The sequence below is a fragment of the Veillonella orientalis genome (assembly GCF_018406505.1).
Lineage (GTDB): Bacteria > Bacillota > Negativicutes > Veillonellales > Veillonellaceae > Veillonella > Veillonella nakazawae.
The window spans coordinates 1,725,958-1,745,207 of sequence record NZ_AP022322.1 but is presented as its reverse complement, the minus strand read 5'-3'; the positions used below and the strand labels follow the sequence as shown (position 1 = coordinate 1,745,207).

Genomic DNA, 19,250 nt, shown 5'->3' with positions numbered 1-19,250 from the left:
GCCTGTGGAACAGAAATTTTTCTTTTTCGATATAGACAATACCTTAGCTGTGTGGCCGGAAGGTAAAATTCCCGACAGTGCTCAATATAGCTTAGATGAACTGAAGCGCCGTGGCCATCGGGTAGCGCTTGCTACAGGTCGTATCCAAGTAGATGCTAAGCGTTTTGCTGAGCAAGCAGGTCTTACAGATTTTGTAGCAGACGGCGGACATAGTGTTACTGTTAATAATGAACTAGTGTCCATGATTGGCATGGATCGTGACGCATGCATTAACTATTTGGAATATTTAGAGTCCCACAATATTCCTTGGGCTGTAACAGATCGGAATAAATTAGGCCGAATTACGCCGTATAAGGAAATATTAGATTGGCATCCGAATTGGGATGTTTTTAAAACGACAGTAGATCCTAATTTTGACTTTCATAATGTAGAAGAGTTTTATAAGATTTATGTGTTCTTTAAAGAAGGGGAAGAAGAGGAAAAAGAAATTGAGCATATGACGCATAAGCTCATTCGTTATGGCGATGGCTGTGTTTTATATGAACCAATGGAAAAAGCTTTGGGTATTCGCAATATGCTTGATTATTTTGGTATGAAACCTAATCAAGCCGTAGTATTTGGTGATGGATATAATGATTTATCTATGTTTAGGCCGGAATGGCTTAATATTGCCATGGGGAATGCACGTGCTGAATTGAAAGAAAAAGCCGATTATATCACTACCGACTGTGATAAGGATGGTATTTATAATGCGTGTAAGCATTTCAAGTGGATTGATTAGTTTGAGTTAATTCCTGTAAGTTATGTGAATTATAATGTCTGGTAACCGTAGCTACAGATTTGTGGTAGATTAATTAGTATAATGCGCTTAGATTCATACTTGTGTATTTATAGGAGAAGAGAAGTCATGAATAACAAACGCAAATTTTTTACCACTTTACTATGTGTAGCAACTCTGACGACAGGTCTATTGATTTCTGGTTGTAGTGTTAATAAGGTAAGTAATCTTGGCTCTGCTGTATCCTCTGTAGTCGGTGATAATGATGAGAAGGCGGCTGCAAAGCTTAATACTCTCATCGATGCAACTAACCAGTTCAATAGCAATAATGCGGCATTTGCTCAATTCCAAGCAGACGGTTTGGCTCAATTAAAAGGTGGCTTCCAAGAAGGTGCTATTACTAACCAACCTCACTATGACAGATTGCAAGACGCTTTGGAAAAATCTAAAAAAGAAGGTTCTACATTCAAAGATCTTGATGCAGAACGCGACAATCTATTGAACGTTCTTAATGAATTAGTGCCAGTGTATAAAGAGTTGACTTCTTATAATGACTCTAAAGCCTATATGAACGATGGCGGTGCTAAAGGTAAAGACTTAGCTGCTAAATATGTAGCTTCTGTAGAAAAATTTGATACAGCGTATGCTAAATTTAGTGATGTTCTTACAAAAACTAACAATGAACAAACTCAAAAACAAGTTGAAAAATTGAAAAAAGAAGGCAAGAAAGGTTATGCGGCAGCAATGGAATCTACGCTTCGCTTGAGTAACCTTGTAGAAAACCTTGAAAAAGCTCCTCAAAAAGCTGATAAAGCAGCTGTAGAAAAAGAGCTTTCAGAAATCGAAGCATTGCTCAAGAGTGTGAATAATGATCGTGGCCAAGTTCTGGCTGATCGTTATAATTCCGTAGTCGGTTCCGTACGTCAAGTACTAGCTGATCCAAGCGATAATAACCTTGATGGCATGATTCAATCCTTCAATGGTTATATTGATACTTATAACAGTACAAATCCAGAACAATTCGACGCTAAATAATTACTGAGATATAACTGAAAGTATAAGGTTATATAAATTGGTAAATTTAATAATTATTTAAACCAAATTTTCTCTAAAACATGATATACTAAAAAAGAGCCGCTCACGGGTTGAGCGGCTTTTCTATGTGAATTTTACATACATGTTAGTATAAACAATATATTTTGGGGGAACTATGAACTGGAAACGCTTGGCTTTATGCGCAATGTTGGGGATTACAATGCTTGGTACAGCAGCTTGTGGTACAAAAAGTGGGGAACAACCACAAGGTAATACTGTAAAAGCAGAAACTGTAACTATGCCTAATTTCTCTAATGCGCCAATTGCTGATGAGTATGCTATTTTTGATACAAATTATGGTCAATTCAAAGTTCGTTTGCTAGGCTCTAAAGCGCCTATTACTGTAAAAAACTTTGATTACTTAGTAAAAAAAGGTTTCTATAATGGAGTTACATTCCACCGCGTTATTGAAGGTTTTATGATTCAAGGTGGGGATCCAGATGGTACAGGTGCTGGTGGTCCTGGTTATACAATTCCTGATGAGTTTTCCAATGATTTACACTTCAATAAAATGGGCGTTCTCGCTATGGCGAATCGTGGCCCTAATACAGGAGGCTCTCAATTCTTCATTACCTTGGGACCTACAGATTGGTTAGATAATAAACACACTATTTTTGGTACTGTTGTACAAGGTATGGACGTAGTTGAAAAAATCGGCAAAGTAAAAACAGGCCGTAATGATAAACCAGTAGAACCAGTAATCATCAATACCATTACATTGGAACCGATTACTGATGATGCAAAAAATGGCAAATAAGGCTACTAAGTCTAAAGAGCGACACTATGTATACTTAGTGCATTGTGCAGATGATTCTTTGTACTGTGGATGGACCACCGATCTTGAACGCCGTATGGAGGCTCATAATGGGCTTATTCCAGGCGGTGCTAAGTATACGAGAGGGCGACGTCCTGTTACATTGGTGTATTCTGAAAGCTTTCACAATAAACAAGATGCACAACGTAGAGAATATGCCATAAAACAGATGACAAAGACTAAGAAATTGCAACTCATTGAGGGTGCAAAATAGTCCTTGATTATGGTATAATATGATGATTAATTACTGCCATGGAGGTTACGAAATGAAGCGGGTTCTAGTGTCCGTAAAAAGTGTACAACGAGATATGGACGGCAAGGATACCGTAGTGGAGCTGATTTCCCCTGGTACGTCACATAAAAAAGGTAATACACAATATGTGCGTTACGAAGAATCGAGTGTGACGGGCATGGATGGGGTTAAGACGACCATTAAAATCCATGATGATTCAATTGTGCTGCTTCGTACAGGGGCGGTCAATATGCGTCATCAATACGTCCGTGGTGAAGAGCGCGAATCTGTGTATGAAACGCCGTATGGCGATTTACACATGGCCGTAAACACTCATGAATTAACAGTAGACTTTCACGAAGGCGTAGGTCATGTTCATTTAGGATATGATATTTCTGTCGAAGGTGAATGGCAATTTTATAATCAGTTAGATATAGACGTGCGGGAGGATACAGAGCATGGACATGAAGGAAATCCTGAAATCGGGGATTGAACAGGCATTACAAGATACGATTAACAGTGGTGGCTTACCAGCTGGTGAATATCCAGAAATCGTTCTCGAAGTGCCACCTCAAAAAGAGTTCGGTGATTTTTCTACAAACATTGCGATGCAATCCGCTCGTGTAGCTCGTCAAAATCCTCGTGCTATTGCTGAGGCTTTGATTAGCCATATGAATTTTGATTGGCTTGAACGCGCTGAGGTTGCTGGTGCAGGTTTCATCAACTTTTTCTTGAAATCTGACATGGTGTACGACACGTTGAAAGCCATTTTGAATGCTGGCGATCAATATGGTGTACAACCATTGCGTGCGCGCGATACGATTCAAGTTGAATATGTAAGTGCGAACCCAACAGGTCCTTTACATGTAGGTCATGGCCGTGGTGCTGCATACGGTAGTGCTCTTGTAAACTTGTTGCGTGCAGCAGGTTACAACGTACAATCTGAGTACTATATCAATGATGCGGGTAACCAAATCGATAACATGGCTATTTCCATTGAGTACCGTTTCCAAGAGTTGCAAGGTGCAACATTAGTGTTCCCACCTAAGCGCAACGAAGACGGTTCCATGCCTGAATTCGATATTCCAGAAGGGGCTCTCGTGTTCCCTGAAAATGGCTACCGTGGTCCAGATATTATTGAGACTGCTAAAGCTATTGCTGAACGTGAAGGCTTTGATAAATTAAATGCTATGAACGAAGCTGATCGTGTAGCATTGTTTAAAGAAGAGGGCTTAAAAGAAAAATTAGCTCGCTTAGAGGAAACATTAAGCAATTTCCGTGTTACTTTTGATAATTGGTTCTCTGAACGTACTGTTCATGAAACTGATGAAATTCATCACTCCGTAGAGGCTTTAAAGGCTCTTGGTAAAGTGTATGAAAAAGACGGTGCATTGTGGTTGAAATCTACTGACTATGGCGACGATAAAGACCGCGTAGTTATTCGTGATAATGGAGTTCCTACATATTTAGCGGCAGATATTGCATACCACCGCAATAAATATGATCGTGGCTTCAAAGAAATGATTGATATTTGGGGCGCTGACCATCATGGATATGTATGCCGTGTAAAAGCTGCTATGGCTGCTTTTGGGTATGACCCAGATAAACTAACAGTATTATTGTTACAAATGGTAGCATTGTTCCGCGATGGACAACTCGTTAAATTATCTAAACGTAGCGGCGATAGCGTTACATTAGATGAATTGATTGAAGAGGTTGGCGTAGATGCATCTCGTTACTTCTTCTTGATGCGTTCTCTAGATAGCCAACTTGATTTTGATATTAACTTGGCTAAATCTCGTAGCAATGATAACCCAGTGTATTATATCCAATATGCTCATGCTCGTATTCACAGCATTTACAACCAAGTGCGTGAAGCAGGCATCGCATTTGGTGATTATAGTGAAACTGATTTCACAACGCTTACAAGCGAAATGGAATTAGAATTGATTAAAAAATTAGCTGAATATCCAGAAGAGGTCGTTCAATCTGCCGAACATCGTGCACCACATCGTATTGCTCGTTACTTATTCGATTTGGCAAGCATGTTCCATTCCTTCTATCGTCAAGGTCGTATCATTGGCGTAGATCCAGCGTTGCAACAAGCTCGTCTAGGATTAATCACAGCGATTGCCCTCGTACTTCGTCAAGGCTTGGGTATTTTAGGTATTTCCGCTCCGGAAAAAATGTAATAGGTGGGAGGCATCATGGCAACTAAGTATATTTTCGTAACTGGCGGCGTTGTTTCTTCTCTTGGTAAAGGGATTACAGCAGCATCCTTGGGTCGCTTGCTCAAAAACCGCGGTTTCAATGTAACGATTCAAAAATTTGACCCATACATTAATATCGACCCTGGTACGATGAGCCCTTACCAACATGGTGAAGTATTCGTAACAGATGACGGCGCTGAAACTGACCTTGATTTGGGCCACTATGAACGCTTCATCGATATTAACCTTAGCAAACGTTCCAACATTACAGCTGGTAAAGTGTACTGGTCTGTAATCAATAAAGAACGTAAAGGTGATTACTTGGGCAGCACTGTACAAGTAATTCCACACATTACAAATGAAATTAAACAAAACGTATACCGCGTAGGTAAAGAAGATAATGCTGATGTAGTTATCACAGAAATCGGCGGTACTGTAGGTGATATTGAAAGCTTGCCATTTATGGAAGCTATCCGCCAAGTGAAAAAAGAAGTAGGCCGTAACGACGTACTTTATATTCACGTAACATTGGTGCCTTATATTAATGCTGCAGGCGAATTGAAAACTAAACCTACACAACATAGTGTAAAAGAATTACGCAGTATCGGTATTCAACCAGATATCTTGGTATGCCGTAGTGAAAAACACATTTCCGACGAAATGAAAGAAAAACTTGCTTTGTTCTGCGACGTAGAACCAGAAGCAGTTATTGAAAACCAAACTTGCAGCTCCATCTATGAAGTGCCATTGATGATGCAAGACCAAGGTCTTGATGACATTGTTATCAAAAAATTAGGTCTTGAAGAACGCCCTTGCGATATGACTGAATGGAAAGAAATGGTTCATAAAATCTTGAACCCAAGTAAAGACATTACAGTTGCCATCGTTGGTAAATATGTAGCATTGCACGATGCGTATTTATCCGTAGTGGAAGCATTAGATCATGCAGGTATCGCTACAGGTACTAAAGTTAACCTTCGCTGGATTGACTCTGAAGAACTTGATGATACATCTGTAGACCCTAAAGAAGTATATGAAGGTATTGATGGTATCGTTGTACCTGGTGGTTTCGGTTCTCGTGGTGTAGAAGGTAAAATCCGTACAATCCAATACGCTCGTGAAAACAATGTTCCATTCCTCGGTTTATGCCTTGGCATGCAATCTGCTGTAATGGAATTTGCTCGTAACGTATGCGGTATGGAAGGTGCTACATCTAGCGAATTCGACGAAAACGCTAAATATAAAGTAATCGACTTGATGAGTGATCAAGTTGATGTAGATAAAAAAGGTGGTACAATGCGTCTTGGTATCTATCCTTGCAAAGTAGAAGCAGGCACAAAAACTCATGAAGCCTATGGTGAAGATTTGATTTATGAACGTCATCGTCATCGCTATGAATTTAACAATGAATACCGTCAACAATTGACTGATGCGGGTCTAGTTATTTCCGGTACATCTCCAGATGGTCGCTTAGTTGAAAGTATTGAAGTAAAGAACCATCCGTTCTTCATCGGTACACAAGCGCATCCAGAGCTTAAATCCCGTCCGAATAATGCACATCCATTATTCCGCGGCTTCGTAGATGCGATTTTAGAACTAAAAAATAGAGAATAGAAATGGGATCCATTTTATCTATTATAGGTATCTTTATATTAGCTGCACTCAAACTAGAGCAGTTTGTATATGGTAAATCGGGAAAAGAACAATCTATAACTGGTCATATAGCACGGAGAGGGCTTGCTAATATAGCGGGTTTAATCGCCTTTGATCATGCTACTGTGAACAGTAAGTCTGTTGTAGTACGTAAAAAGAAGAAAGATGCTCAGAAATGAGCATCTTTCTTCTTTTTTATTTACATCGAAATATATTGGAAAAATATATCGATAAATTTAAAAATAACACTTGCAATCTTGAATGATATTTGTTATTATATAGACAAAGATAGATATAGATTTGGTGATAAGTACACCGATAATAATATAACTGTTACATTTGAACTCAAGTAAGGAGGACATAACATGTCTATTATTGGTAAAAAACTTCCTGAATTTACTCTAGATGCTTTCAAAAAACCTGAATTAGTAAAAGTTAGTACTGCAGATGTATTGGGCAAATGGTCCATCTTCGTATTCTATCCAGCAGACTTTACATTTGTTTGCCCTACAGAGTTAGAAGACGTACAAAACTCCTATGCAGAGTTGAAAGAACTAGGTTGCGAAGTTTACTCCGTATCTTGTGACTCTGAATTCGTTCACAAAGCATGGTCCGATGCTTCTCCAAGCATTAATAAAATCGAGTACTACATGTTAGCTGATAAAAAACATGAATTAGCTGACTTCTTCGATGTATTCCAAGAAGAATCCGCTATGGCTTACCGTGGTACATTCGTAGTAGATCCTGAAGGTTTCGTTCGTACAGCTGAAATCCATGACATGGGTATCGGCCGTTCTGCTGAAGAATTGGTTCGTAAAGTACAAGCGGCTCAATTCGTAGCAAAACATGGTGACCAAGTGTGCCCTGCACGTTGGAAACCAGGTAAAGACACATTGAAACCAGGTCTTGATCTTGTAGGTAAAATCTAATTTAGAAATTAACCTAAAACGCTAGAATAATCTAGACAACTCCTCAAATGACAACTCGGGCGCGTATCGTTTTCCTGACGATACGGTAAGTCCCAATACCAGATGAACCCTCTCCAATTCATCATGGTAAACCTCATATAACAAACTACAAACTATACGCAAAAGGACTGGCCTTCGGGCTGGTCCTTTTGTGTTATATGTCTATTTTATATACTTAATAGTATGTACTAATTGAAATCTCTTTAGTGGTAATAGAATAGAAAAAGACTAGCTAGAAATAAAATAAAATATCGTATAAAGCTTGTATTTTAAAGGTTTTTTAATATCCCTTTATGAAAGTAGGAAATAAGTTCTTGCATTTTTGAATTTAGTGGTCTATAATGAAATTAATTCCTAGTGATACACAAGGTTTTATAAATGAAGTAGGATAAGTGCTTTATAACATGGGGTGTGTTAGCACTAACTTTTACAAAGAGAGGCAAGATATATGAGGATTTCCACAAAAGGTCGCTATGCATTGATGGTTCTCATCGATTTAGCAGAGCAAGGTCAAGATAAACCGGTTTCCTTGCGATCCGTTGCAGAACGACAAGGTATATCTGAGAAATACCTTGAAGGCATTGTGGCTCGTTTGGGTGCCGCTAACCTAGTGGATAGTATTCGTGGTAAATACGGAGGCTATCGCTTATCTAAAAGCCCTAAAGAGTACACGATTATTGAAATTTTGCTTGCTACGGAAGAATCCATGGCTATCATCTCTACTCTTGATGAAGGGGTGAGTACTGATACAGTAATCAACGAACGTACTGTTGGTTTCTGGGCAGGATTACAAAACTATATTCATGATTATTTAGAAAACGTAACTCTTCAAGATATAATTGATGGAACTTACGCTAAGCTTGATACAAAATATGATAATTGGGATGGTTCTATTTAATAAGGAGTGACTATTATGTCTAATATTGCAAAATCTTTCGTTGAATTAATTGGTAAAACACCTTTATTGGCAGCTACACGTTTTGGTAAAAAATACGGTGCAGACGCTAATATCTTGGCTAAATTGGAATATTTCAATCCAGGTGGCTCTGTAAAAGACCGTATCGCTGCTGCTATCATTCAAGCGGCTGTTGAATCTGGTGAATTACAACCAGGTGGTACAATCGTAGAAGCAACATCTGGTAACACTGGTATCGGTTTGTCCGCTGTTGGTGCTGCTCTTGGTTATAAAGTAGTTATCGTAATGCCAGAAACAATGTCCATCGAACGTCGTAAATTGATGCTCGGTTATGGTGCTCAACTTGTATTGACTGATGGTTCTCTTGGTATGAAAGGTGCCATTGCAAAAGCTAAAGAAATCGTAACAGCTACAGCTGGTGCCATCGAGGCGGGTCAATTCGTAAATCAAGCAAACCCAGCAATTCACTATAAAACAACTGGTCCTGAAATCTGGCAAGATACAGATGGTACAGTAGATATCTACGTAGCTGGTGTTGGTACAGGCGGTACTTTGACTGGTGCAGGTCGTTATTTAAAAGAACAAAACCCTGACGTAAAAATTGTGGCTGTTGAACCAACTGATTCCCCAGTATTGTCCAATGGCAAACCTGGTCCTCACAAAATCCAAGGCTTAGGCGCTGGCTTCATTCCTGATACTTTAGATACTTCCATTTATGATGAAGTAATCCAAGTAACTAATGATGATGCATTTGCTACATCTCAAGCATTTGGACATACAGAAGGTATCTTAGTTGGTATTTCCTCTGGTGCTGCTCTTTGGGCTGCTCAAGAATTGGCTAAACGTCCTGAAAATAAAGGCAAAAACATCGTAGTAATTCTTCCTGATACAGGTGAACGCTACTTGTCTACAGCTTTATTCCCTGAAGTGTAATAGAATATGATTGGTGAAAGCTGTGAATATGCTTTCCTGATATAGCAAAGCCCCTCGTTTTGAGGGGCTTTTTCGTGCTTAGCATAGTGGAAGTTTATATTAGGGATATTTAATTTAACATAAAGAAAAGGAGCTACTAGGTAGCTCCTTTTTTGTTATGGTATGTATTTAGTTGTTATTATCTACCGTTTTTAACGATATTGTCCATCCAGTTGAATAATTCATCTAAATCGTAGTCGCCAGAATGGTCTACACCAAATGGTGTTGCCATATCTACGTTGTACCCAAGGTTTTGAGCACGTGTACCTACGATCAATGGGATAGCTACGGATGTATTGCTATCAGCTGTACCATAGCGGATACGATAGTAGCGTGCATTTGTCGCTGCTGGAGAACCGAGATAGTTCATTGGGTTCATCATAGTAACGATTTTAGCATTTTCTACGTATACATCTTGGTTAGGTGTTGTATCGTGTAATGCAGCAGTAATGGTAAAGTGATTATTATCTGTAGCACTTGTACCGAATAGGCTATTCTCGCCAGAGTCATTAGAACGGGAGTCGAATGCACCTGGTGCTTTAGAACGGCTCACAAATTGGTTGTAAGCTTCCCAGTTAATGTCTTTGATCGCGCCTGTTTTATTATCTCGTACAAAGTATGTATGTTTAGATAAATCAGTACCTTTAGCTTGTGCTTTATTAGCTGCATCGATGATGAATGCTTTCACATAATTTTTGAAAGTACCATTGCCATTCTTATCTAGTTTCAATACACGCCCCATAGAGTCATGCAATTGTAAATTGTTTACGTATTCTGGGAAGTGTTCACTTAGTAAGTTAGAGTATGCTACATCATCAGCATTCAAGTTTACACGTTGCGTTGTACGTTGCGGAGGAGCTGTATTGCCACCTACGTTGGCCTGAGGCAATTCACCTTGGCCCATCGTTACTTTATTGAAAGATGTAATACCTTTATAGCTCCATTCATAGGCCATATCAGCCGCATCAAGGTTTGTAATAGGTGCATAGGCAGAAACTGCATATACATTGGTTGCCGCTGTAGCAGCACCTAATGCTTGTAAATATGGTTGGAAGTCAGAGTTGTTACCAGTGGCACCTTGCAATAAGGATACAGCACCACCAGCACTTGTACCATTAGTGATGATACGATTTGCATTACCTGGCATTGTGGAGTCATTAGCATGTAAGTATGCTGTAGCAGCTTGTAAGTCAACAATAACTGCAGGAGCTTTACCGATGAAGTTGCCATCAGATGCTTTATTTGTACGACCGCGTGTAGCTGGGGAAGCTACTACATAACCACGGGATAATGCGTAAAGAACACTATTAGGTTTGCCATTTTCTACTTTTGGAGTCATAGCTTGGCTTGGCATATAACCACCTACCGCATTTGGCATGAAGATAGGGGCTGTTTGCGTATTGTAGCCATTTACAGTGCCATTGTTGAAGTATTCTTCTGGTACATAAATGTTCATGTACTGTTGATCGATATCGATTGGATTAGCCACGTAAGGGATATATTCGAAGGCGCGATATTTGATTTCTTTATTATCTACAGTAGTAGACATAGATTCGTAATTTTTCACGTCGAAAGCAAGGCTAATCTTCGCAGATGTATCGGCCTGCAATGGTGGTTCCATTGGTTGAGAAAGAATATTTTTATCTTCCGTTACACCAGCACCTTTTGTGGAAGCTTCATTACGAGCATCTACATAAGATTGAGGTAATTTATTTTCTTGAGCTTTAGCTTGTGCCTCAGCTTCGGCTTTAGCTTTAGCTTTTGCCTCTGCTTCAGCTTGAGCCTTAGCGGCAGCTTCAGCTTGTGCCTTAGCGGCAGCTTCAGCTTCGGCCTTAGCTTTTGCCCCTGCTTCAGCTTGAGCTTTAGCGGCGGCTTCCGCTTCAGCTTTAGCTTTTGCCTCTGCTTCAGTTTGAGCCTTAGCAGCAGCTTCAGCTTGTGCTTTAGCAGCAGCCTCTGCTTCTTCTTTTGCTAATTGCTCGGCAGCTAAACGTTCTTGCTCTTCTTTGATGGCAACTTGTCTTGCCATTTCTGCTTGTTGTGCAGCAATGCGATCTTGTTCTGCTTTGATTGCTGCTTCACGTTCAGCCTTTGCTTTTTCCGCAGCGATACGTTCTTGTTCCGCTTTCAGAGCAGCTTGGCGTTGAGATTCAGCTTGCTCTGCTGCGATACGCTCTTGTTCAGCTTTAATAGCCGCTTGACGTTCTGCTTCAGCTTTAGCAGCAGCTTCTGCACGTTGGCGAGCAGCTTGCTCAGCAGCAATACGTTGTTGTTCAGCTTGCAAAGCCGCTTGACGTTGAGCTTCAGCTTGTTGAGCTGCAATACGCTCTTGTTCAGCTTTTAAGGCTGCTTGGCGTTGAGCTTCAGCTTGCTCGGCAGCGATACGTTGTTGCTCTGCTTGTTGAGCTGCAATACGCTCTTGTTCAGCTTTTAAGGCCGCTTGGCGTTGAGCTTCAGCTTGCTCTGCAGCGATACGTTGTTGCTCTGCTTGTTGAGCTGCAATACGCTCTTGCTCAGCTCTTAGAGCTGCTTGGCGTTGCGCCTCAGCTTGCTCTGCTGCAATACGTTGTTGCTCAGCTTGCAAAGCCGCTTGACGTTGAGCTTCAGCTTGCTCTGCTGCAATACGCGCTTGTTCAGCTTGCAAAGCTGCTTGACGTTGAGCCTCAGCTTGTTGTTGTGCAATGCGACGTTGTTCTTCTTGGATACGAAGACGTTCTTGCTCTGCAGCTTGACGTTGTGCTTCAGCGATACGAGCTTGTTCAGCTTGCTGTGCAGCGATACGCTCTTGCTCGGCTCTTAGAGCTGCTTGACGTTGAGCTTCAGCTTGCTCGGTAGCTAAACGTTGTTGTTCAGCTTGCAAAGCAGCTTGGCGTTGAGCCTCAGCTTGTTGCTGTGCAATCCGTTGCTGTTCCGCTTGCATAGCCATTTGACGTTGTTGTTCTGCTAGAATTGCAGCTTGACGCTGAGCTTCAGCTTGTTTTTGAGCAACCATTTGCTGATCAACCTGGTTTGTACCTGCTTGTTGTGCGGCTTCTTCTGCTGCTAATTGAGCTAATCTTTCACGTTCTGCACGTTGAATATCTCGAATAGTTAATTTTTGTTTTGCTACAACGGCTTTAGTTTGAGTTGTATTAGCAATAACTAAAGGTGTTGTAGATTCTTGTTGAACCATTACAGGAGTACGTTGTACCTGTGTCGTTTGTACTTGCTGTTTGCCATCAACTTGTTTTTGTACTGTAACAGGTTCAGTTTTACGTTGTACGTTCATCAAGCTATGCATGGCCAATGTTGGTTCCATGACAGCATTAGTTTGTTTGTTAACAACATATTGTGGTTGTGAAACGGCCCGTTGTTGATCTGATAAAGCTTTTGCAATATCGTTTACAGGTACTGGACGGACACGCGGTATTAATGGTGTTACCTTTGGAACTGATTGTGTAGTTACAGGGGTAGGCTGAGTTGCCATAGGTCGTACGACTGGAGTAGCAATATTATTATTGCCTTGAGCCGTTGATTCAGTGGTAGTGTTCGAACCTACTAAATCATTCATGTTGAGGGTAGGGGCTGCGTGGGCAACACCACCCAACGCTGCAGCTGCAAAAAATGCAGCGGTAACCTTACGTTTCCTAGATGATTTCATGAATTACTCTCCGAACTAGATTTCAAATAATAATTTATAATTTTAAAATTTATTTATAATTATATAGTTTAACATAAATCGATATATTTGTACAATTTATGAAAATATAGATGAATACTGGATGAATATAAAGAAGATGAGATTTGGAAAATATAAATAAATTTAAAGTGTATAGTATGTTACTTATTGTCTTTAATGATTTGAAGTAGTTTTTATTATATGTACATTTTTCCACAAAATATGATATGCTTTTTGTAATTTAACTGGTTTTCTATTATAAAGGAGAGAGTATGTTTAGAAAATTCTTGATAGCCTGTACTGTACTAGCTACTTTCACTATACAGACACAAGCTATATCGATTAATGAGTTAAATAGTTCGCCTCAGTTTAAAAATGTATATGAGAAAACATATTCTTATGGTGATGGTTCAAGTAATAGGGATGTATTCTTTTTAAATACCTATTCTGTGGAGTCTCTAGAATATGCAGCACCACATTATAAATTGAAAGGTACTGTTTATTCTGTAAACGAACGTGCTCGTGATTGGGCTATTACGGAATATGAATTGACTGCTACCTATGATACGAATTATTCCTTGGCTAGCTTAATACAAGCCCAGAAGAGTGTAAAACCGTCGCCAGCTATGTATGCTGTTATTAAGGCTGCACAAGATGATTCTGGTATACAAATTGAGTTACAAGCGGTCAAACGATACACTTGGGATGGCACTGTGGTTAATAGCCCAGCTAGATTGCTACATCAATCACGACCGCTTGACCGTAGTCGTTCAGATCAAGATCTTTTTGCTATAGCAGATGCTATGTTTGTCGTTGCATATCAGCAGCATTTTGATGATATTGTCGTGAAATGAGGTGCCTTATGAAACGTTTCTTATTTATTATGGGCATCTTATGCGTATGGTGTGTGTCTTTTACTTCTGTGAAAGCCGTTTCTAATGTTGAATTACGAGATACAAGTCGTTTTGAACATATTATATCTAAAGGTGATACTGGTGGTGGAGATGGTAAATACATTGAGTTGAGTACAGTCAAAGATGTGTCCACAAGTACCAGTACCAAAAGTATCGAGGCTAAGATTTATGTTGTATTGCCTTCGTCTAATTTGATTCGAGAATACACAATTCATTATGACTATAACTTAAATTATTCCTTTGCTAATTTAGTCGCAAGAATGCCAGAGTTTAAACAACAATTTCCGGATTTTTATTTAGGTGAAATATGGAATATGAAAATGGATGATTCTGGAATTGTTGGTACTGTTAAGGCTCAACAGGATTACACGCTGCATGGTGAAAGGAAAACTACACAACCTGGTTATAAAGGGTATGAGCATGTTACATTTTTAACACCGACTGACTTTGATTTTGAAAGCTATCATGTAGCAAATCGAGTTTTCAAGAAAGTATTTGGCATATTTTATGATGATGTAAGTCGATAGTTTACATAAGAAAAGGACTAGAACATTTTGTTCTAGTCCTTTTGCTATATGTACTTATTTAGCATATGTACTAGTATTATACTAGCTTTTACAATTATTTTTTTAGGCTTGGTTTTACAAGTGCCAAGATGAAGCAAGCCACAACGGAACCGATTGCGATGGATGCAAGGTATAGGAGTGGGTTACCGATTGTTGGTACTACGAAGATACCGCCGTGAGGAGCGCGTAATGTACATTCGAAGAACATGGACAATGCGCCAGCTGTACCAGCACCGATGATGCAAGCTGGTAATACGCGAACTGGATCAGCCGCTGCAAATGGGATAGCCCCTTCTGTGATGAAGGAGAGGCCCATGATGTAGTTAGTGATACCAGATTTACGTTCTGCTTCTGTAAAGCGGCTAGGGAAGAATGTAGTACAAAGCGCAATTGCTAACGGAGGAACCATACCGCCTGCCATTACAGCCGCCATGATACCGTATTCACCAGTAGCAAGGGCGCCAGTACCGATAACGTAAGCAGCCTTGTTTACAGGACCACCCATATCAACAGACATCATGGCACCAAAGATAAGACCTAACAATACGCGGCTAGTAGTGCCCATGGATTGCAAGGAGTCCATTAACCAGTGGTTAAGTGCAGATACAGGAGGATTGATGATAAAGGTAATAGCGATACCGATGAACAATACGCCAAGTACAGGGTAGAAGAGAACCGGTTTTGTACCTTCTAATGCTTGAGGCAAACCAGATACTAATTTCTTAACTAATAATACTAAATAACCTGCTGCGAAACCGGCAATCAATGCGCCTAGGAAACCAGAGCCACCTTGGTTAGCTAATAAGCCACCAACGAAACCAGCTACAAGACCTGGACGGTCAGCAATACTCATAGCGATGTAACCCGCTAATACTGGTAACATGAAGCCGAAGGAAGCGCCACCGATTTGCATTAAGAAAGCTGCAAGAGGTGTACCGGAACCAAAGTTTTTAGGATTTGCTGGGTCGAATACATCGAATAAAAAGGCAAGGGCAATTAAGATACCGCCACCGATAACGAATGGCAACATGTGGGAGACACCATTCATCAAATGTTTGTAGATTTGACGACCAAAGTTATCTGCCGCATCGAATGCAGCCACTGCACCATTTTTGTCAGATGGGGAAGCATGGTATACAGGTGCTGTACCAGCCATAGCTTCACGCAATAACTCTTCCGCTTTATTGATGCCGTTCGCAACCTTAGTTTGAATCATAGGTTTGCCATCAAAGCGTGCCATCTCTACTTGACGGTCAGAAGCTACGATAATGCATTTAGCGTGCTCGATTTCTTCTGCTGTAAGAGCGTCTTTAACACCAGATGCACCATTCTTTTCTACTTTTAAAGAAACACCCATTTCTTTAGCTTTGCGTTCTAAAGATTCAGCCGCCATATAGGTATGTGCAATGCCTGTAGGGCAGCCAGTAACAGCAAGTACATCATAATGCGGGTTATCTACAGAAATCTTAGGTGCTACCTTTTCAATTGCTTCTGTAGCCTTTGCTTCGATAGCATCGGTAATGCTGGTTGCTTTTTGATCCTCTGCTGGTTTGATATATCCTTCTACGGATGGATCAAAGTTACCTTGCTCTTTAGCTGTTACGAGTTCCAAGAAACGTTCTACAGTAGGAGCAGCTATGAGGGCTTCTTTGAAATCAGGGTCGATAACCATCATAGCTAATTGGCTCAATACCTCTACATGAGTGTCAGCTGCGCCTTCTGGTGCAGCAATCATGAAGAATAAACGAGAAGGTTGACCGTCGAGTGCTTCGAAGTCTACGCCGTGAGGCACAACCATAGCTGCTAGGCCTGCTTCTTTTACGCCTGCAGATTTAGCATGTGGTGTAGCGATGCCGTCACCAAGGCCGGTAGAGCCAGATTCCTCACGAGCGAAAACGGCTGCTAAGTACTCACCTTTGTCGATGAGGTTACCGCCTTTTTCCATTAACTCGCCTAAGGTATAAATGGCGTCAGCCTTTGTAACAGGGTCTGCATTTAGCAGGACGGATTGAGGTTTTAATAAATCAGTGATTTGCATATGTGTACTCCTTGATGCAAATAAAATGTAAAACTAGTTAACTCGTACTTGTGAAAGTAATGCTTCTACTTCTGACAGTGTAGCGAGGTTTTCAGAGTAAGCGGAGGCAGAGCCACTGGAGATACCCCAGTAAAGAGCCTCTTGTAGGTCGCCTGTCTTTTCAAAGCCTGTAATAAAGCCTGCTACCATGGAATCGCCGGCGCCTACAGAATTTACGAGCGTCCCCTTAGGGGCAGGGCTCGTATATACAGTGCCATCAGCTGCGACCAAGATAGCCCCATCACCAGCCATAGAGATAAGCACATGCTGTGCGCCTTTCTCTTGCAATGCTTTGGCAGATTCTACAAGGTCATCCTTTGTAGAAAGGGGGCGACCGAAGATTTCGCTAAGCTCATGATTGTTAGGTTTAATCAAGAATGGTTTATATGGCAATACTCGTGTAAGTAAATCCTTTGTAGCATCTACGACGATACGAATGTTTTTATGTTGTAAACGCTCCATAATGAGCTCGTACATATCGCTAGGTAAGCTAGAAGGAATACTGCCTGCAAGGATTAGTGTATCCTTATCTGTCAATGCATCGAGCTGTTTATAGAGGGCTTCTAATTCGTCATCCGAGATAATTGGTCCACGGCCGTTGATCTCTGTTTCCTCATCAGAGGCTTTCACCTTAACATTGATGCGGGTTAATCCTTCGCGGAGTCGAATAAACTCTTCTTTTACGCCGAAGCTATTGAGCTGCGTAACGATTTCTTCACCTGTAAATCCTGCGATGAAACCGAGTGCCGTTGTATCCATGCCCAAGTTGTTGAGCACGATAGATACGTTAATACCCTTGCCGCCACCAAGAACGTATTCTTGGGTTGTACGATTAATGGTGCCTGTCTTGAGGTGGTCTAGGCGCACGATATAATCGAGGGCTGGGTTAAAGGTAATGGTGTAAATCATACAAATTCCCCTTTAAGATAAATTATTAGCTTATGATTGGTTAATCTTGTAATTAGCGTAAATTATTAGCGTAAATTTGATTGATTTTGTAATTAGCCTATGATTGATTGATCTTGATTCCGTAGTCGTAACCAGTAAAGGAGTGGTACGAGGTATAGGAAGAAGGCGAATGGCACATAGCCAGCTGTGCTAGTACCCATCATAACTACAGGTACGTAAGCAGCGATGTTCCATGGTTGTAAGGCGGCAATGACGATGCCACTATTTTCAAAGTCGAGCATCACATCTTCGTCCTGAATGCCTCGCTGTGCGTACGTAATACGCATAATAGAGTGGGTCATCACAACTGCTATAGCTTGGCTACAGCCTACAGAGCCGGTTAAGAGTGCGAGGCCTACATTGGCAGCAAATACATCGCTCCGTGTTTTAGCTCGCTCTAATAGTTGTCTAATATCATTCCAGAAGCCAACCCCTTCGAGCATGCCAGAAATGGCAGTGGCCATAAAGATGGATAGGGTAGGGATAAACATCGTTTGTAATCCACCGCCATGAATGATATTGGCCAGTGGATTATAATGTGGTAGCTCAAAGCCCGTTAAGGTATACCAGCCTAAATCGGAAAGGGTAGCCCCTTGATTAGTATAAGCCAGAATGGCTGCGGCTAATGCGCTGAGGCCGATAGGCCAACGGATAGATACTTTCAAAGGCAATAAAGCGATGACGATAATCACTGGAATCCACAATGTCCAATCAATATTGAAGATAAAATGGATTGTATCGGATAACAAACTATTTTCATAGTTTAGCGGGAACCACTGGGACAGCATTAGGTAGAGCACTGTAGAAATAACAAGTGCAGGTAGTCCCGCTTTAAACATAATTGGTATATTACTAGAAACCTTAGTATGTGTTAAGGCTGCTACCAGTGATGCGCTAGATGACAATGGGCCGTTACGATCACCAAAGTATGCACCGGCTATAATGGCACCTGCTACGATATCCTCTGGAATATTACCGGCTCTTGCCATCGTGATGAATACAATGCCTATGGTGCCTACAGTACCGAAAGCTGTACCTAATAGCATGCTAACAATCGCTGTTATTAAGAAGGCACAAGCAATAAAGAGGGACGGATCAATCAAGTCGATGCCGGTGGCGATAATCATAGGGATGATGCCTGCTGCTTGCCACATAGCAATGAGCCAACCGATAAGCAAGAATATTTGCATTACTACAATCGATGTTTTAGCACCTGTCCATGATAGGTTTAGCAGTTCTTTTGGTTGGTATCCTTGGCGATAGAATACATAGGCCATGATGCACCATACCACTATCAAGGCGTAACCAATAGCAATACCGTTAGCTACGGCGATGATAATGACGAGGATCGATATGAGTAAACCTATGAGCGACTCCATATTTTTCGGCATTAGAGAACGGCCTTGTTGATACTTTAGAAACGCATTTAATATGAGTTGTAACCACTTCATC

General features: G+C 40.8%; 17 protein-coding genes. 13 read left to right on the top strand and 4 right to left on the bottom strand.

Features of this window, described 5'->3' with window-relative positions; translation table 11 throughout:
* The first annotated feature begins 4 nt into the window (after positions 1-4).
* The 11 genes from VEIS1202513_RS08080 (at position 5) to cysK (ending at position 9,599) form a co-directional block, all read left to right on the top strand.
* Positions 5-781: an HAD family hydrolase gene (locus VEIS1202513_RS08080; protein ID WP_060924407.1), complete on the top strand. Its 777-nt coding sequence runs from the start codon at positions 5-7 to the stop codon at positions 779-781.
* A gap of 126 nt (positions 782-907) precedes the next feature.
* Entirely contained in the window at positions 908-1,813 is a 906-nt protein-coding gene (locus VEIS1202513_RS08075) for a DUF3829 domain-containing protein (RefSeq protein ID WP_213467253.1), read from the top strand.
* 175 nt (positions 1,814-1,988) lie between these two features.
* Positions 1,989-2,630, top strand: a complete 642-nt coding sequence (locus VEIS1202513_RS08070) for a peptidylprolyl isomerase (RefSeq protein WP_005385330.1) — start codon at positions 1,989-1,991, stop codon at positions 2,628-2,630.
* Positions 2,620-2,901 (top strand): GIY-YIG nuclease family protein, encoded by a 282-nt coding sequence (locus VEIS1202513_RS08065; RefSeq protein ID WP_244856239.1) that lies wholly within the window; start codon positions 2,620-2,622, stop codon positions 2,899-2,901. Before VEIS1202513_RS08070 ends, VEIS1202513_RS08065 begins: the two co-directional genes overlap by 11 nt.
* A gap of 52 nt (positions 2,902-2,953) precedes the next feature.
* Positions 2,954-3,412: a YwiB family protein gene (locus VEIS1202513_RS08060; RefSeq protein ID WP_213467251.1), complete on the top strand. Its 459-nt coding sequence runs from the start codon at positions 2,954-2,956 to the stop codon at positions 3,410-3,412.
* Entirely contained in the window at positions 3,378-5,111 is a 1,734-nt protein-coding gene (gene argS, locus VEIS1202513_RS08055; protein ID WP_213467250.1) for an arginine--tRNA ligase, read from the top strand. The genes VEIS1202513_RS08060 and argS overlap by 35 nt, the downstream gene beginning before the upstream one ends.
* A 15-nt stretch (positions 5,112-5,126) precedes the next feature.
* Positions 5,127-6,743, top strand: a complete 1,617-nt coding sequence (gene pyrG, locus VEIS1202513_RS08050; protein WP_213467249.1) for a CTP synthase — start codon at positions 5,127-5,129, stop codon at positions 6,741-6,743.
* 2 nt (positions 6,744-6,745) lie between these two features.
* Positions 6,746-6,961 (top strand): hypothetical protein, encoded by a 216-nt coding sequence (locus VEIS1202513_RS08045; protein ID WP_213467248.1) that lies wholly within the window; start codon positions 6,746-6,748, stop codon positions 6,959-6,961.
* Positions 6,962-7,147: 186 nt separating this feature from the next.
* Entirely contained in the window at positions 7,148-7,711 is a 564-nt protein-coding gene (ahpC, locus tag VEIS1202513_RS08040) for an alkyl hydroperoxide reductase subunit C (RefSeq protein WP_105089763.1), read from the top strand.
* A gap of 487 nt (positions 7,712-8,198) precedes the next feature.
* Positions 8,199-8,648 carry an RrF2 family transcriptional regulator gene (locus VEIS1202513_RS08035; RefSeq protein ID WP_213467247.1) on the top strand — a complete coding sequence of 150 codons (450 nt, stop codon included), beginning with the start codon at positions 8,199-8,201 and terminating at the stop codon, positions 8,646-8,648.
* A 15-nt stretch (positions 8,649-8,663) separates the two neighbouring features.
* Positions 8,664-9,599 (top strand): cysteine synthase A, encoded by a 936-nt coding sequence (gene cysK / locus VEIS1202513_RS08030; RefSeq protein WP_213467246.1) that lies wholly within the window; start codon positions 8,664-8,666, stop codon positions 9,597-9,599.
* Positions 9,600-9,777: 178 nt separating this feature from the next.
* On the opposite strand, the gene VEIS1202513_RS08025 is transcribed toward cysK, so the two are convergent.
* The gene (locus VEIS1202513_RS08025) at positions 9,778-13,275 is read right to left on the bottom strand and encodes a subtype B tannase (protein WP_213467245.1); all 3,498 of its coding nucleotides are present in this window, start codon (positions 13,273-13,275) and stop codon (positions 9,778-9,780) included.
* 290 nt (positions 13,276-13,565) lie between these two features.
* Here VEIS1202513_RS08025 and VEIS1202513_RS08020 point away from each other — a divergent pair, with 290 nt between their 5' ends.
* Together VEIS1202513_RS08020 and VEIS1202513_RS08015 are read left to right on the top strand one after the other, a co-directional pair.
* Positions 13,566-14,147 carry a hypothetical protein gene (locus tag VEIS1202513_RS08020; protein ID WP_213467244.1) on the top strand — a complete coding sequence of 194 codons (582 nt, stop codon included), beginning with the start codon at positions 13,566-13,568 and terminating at the stop codon, positions 14,145-14,147.
* 8 nt (positions 14,148-14,155) lie between these two features.
* Positions 14,156-14,734, top strand: a complete 579-nt coding sequence (locus tag VEIS1202513_RS08015; RefSeq protein WP_213467243.1) for a hypothetical protein — start codon at positions 14,156-14,158, stop codon at positions 14,732-14,734.
* Positions 14,735-14,828: 94 nt separating this feature from the next.
* On the opposite strand, the gene VEIS1202513_RS08010 is transcribed toward VEIS1202513_RS08015, so the two are convergent.
* From VEIS1202513_RS08010 to VEIS1202513_RS08000, 3 genes are all read right to left on the bottom strand, one after another.
* Positions 14,829-16,811, bottom strand: a complete 1,983-nt coding sequence (locus tag VEIS1202513_RS08010; RefSeq protein ID WP_213467242.1) for a PTS fructose transporter subunit IIABC — start codon at positions 16,809-16,811, stop codon at positions 14,829-14,831.
* A gap of 33 nt (positions 16,812-16,844) precedes the next feature.
* On the bottom strand, positions 16,845-17,759 hold the full coding sequence (pfkB, locus tag VEIS1202513_RS08005) for a 1-phosphofructokinase (protein ID WP_213467241.1): 915 nt from the start codon (positions 17,757-17,759) through the stop codon (positions 16,845-16,847).
* A 92-nt stretch (positions 17,760-17,851) separates the two neighbouring features.
* Positions 17,852-19,249, bottom strand: a complete 1,398-nt coding sequence (locus VEIS1202513_RS08000; RefSeq protein ID WP_213467240.1) for a Na+/H+ antiporter NhaC family protein — start codon at positions 19,247-19,249, stop codon at positions 17,852-17,854.
* Position 19,250: the final 1 nt, after the last annotated feature.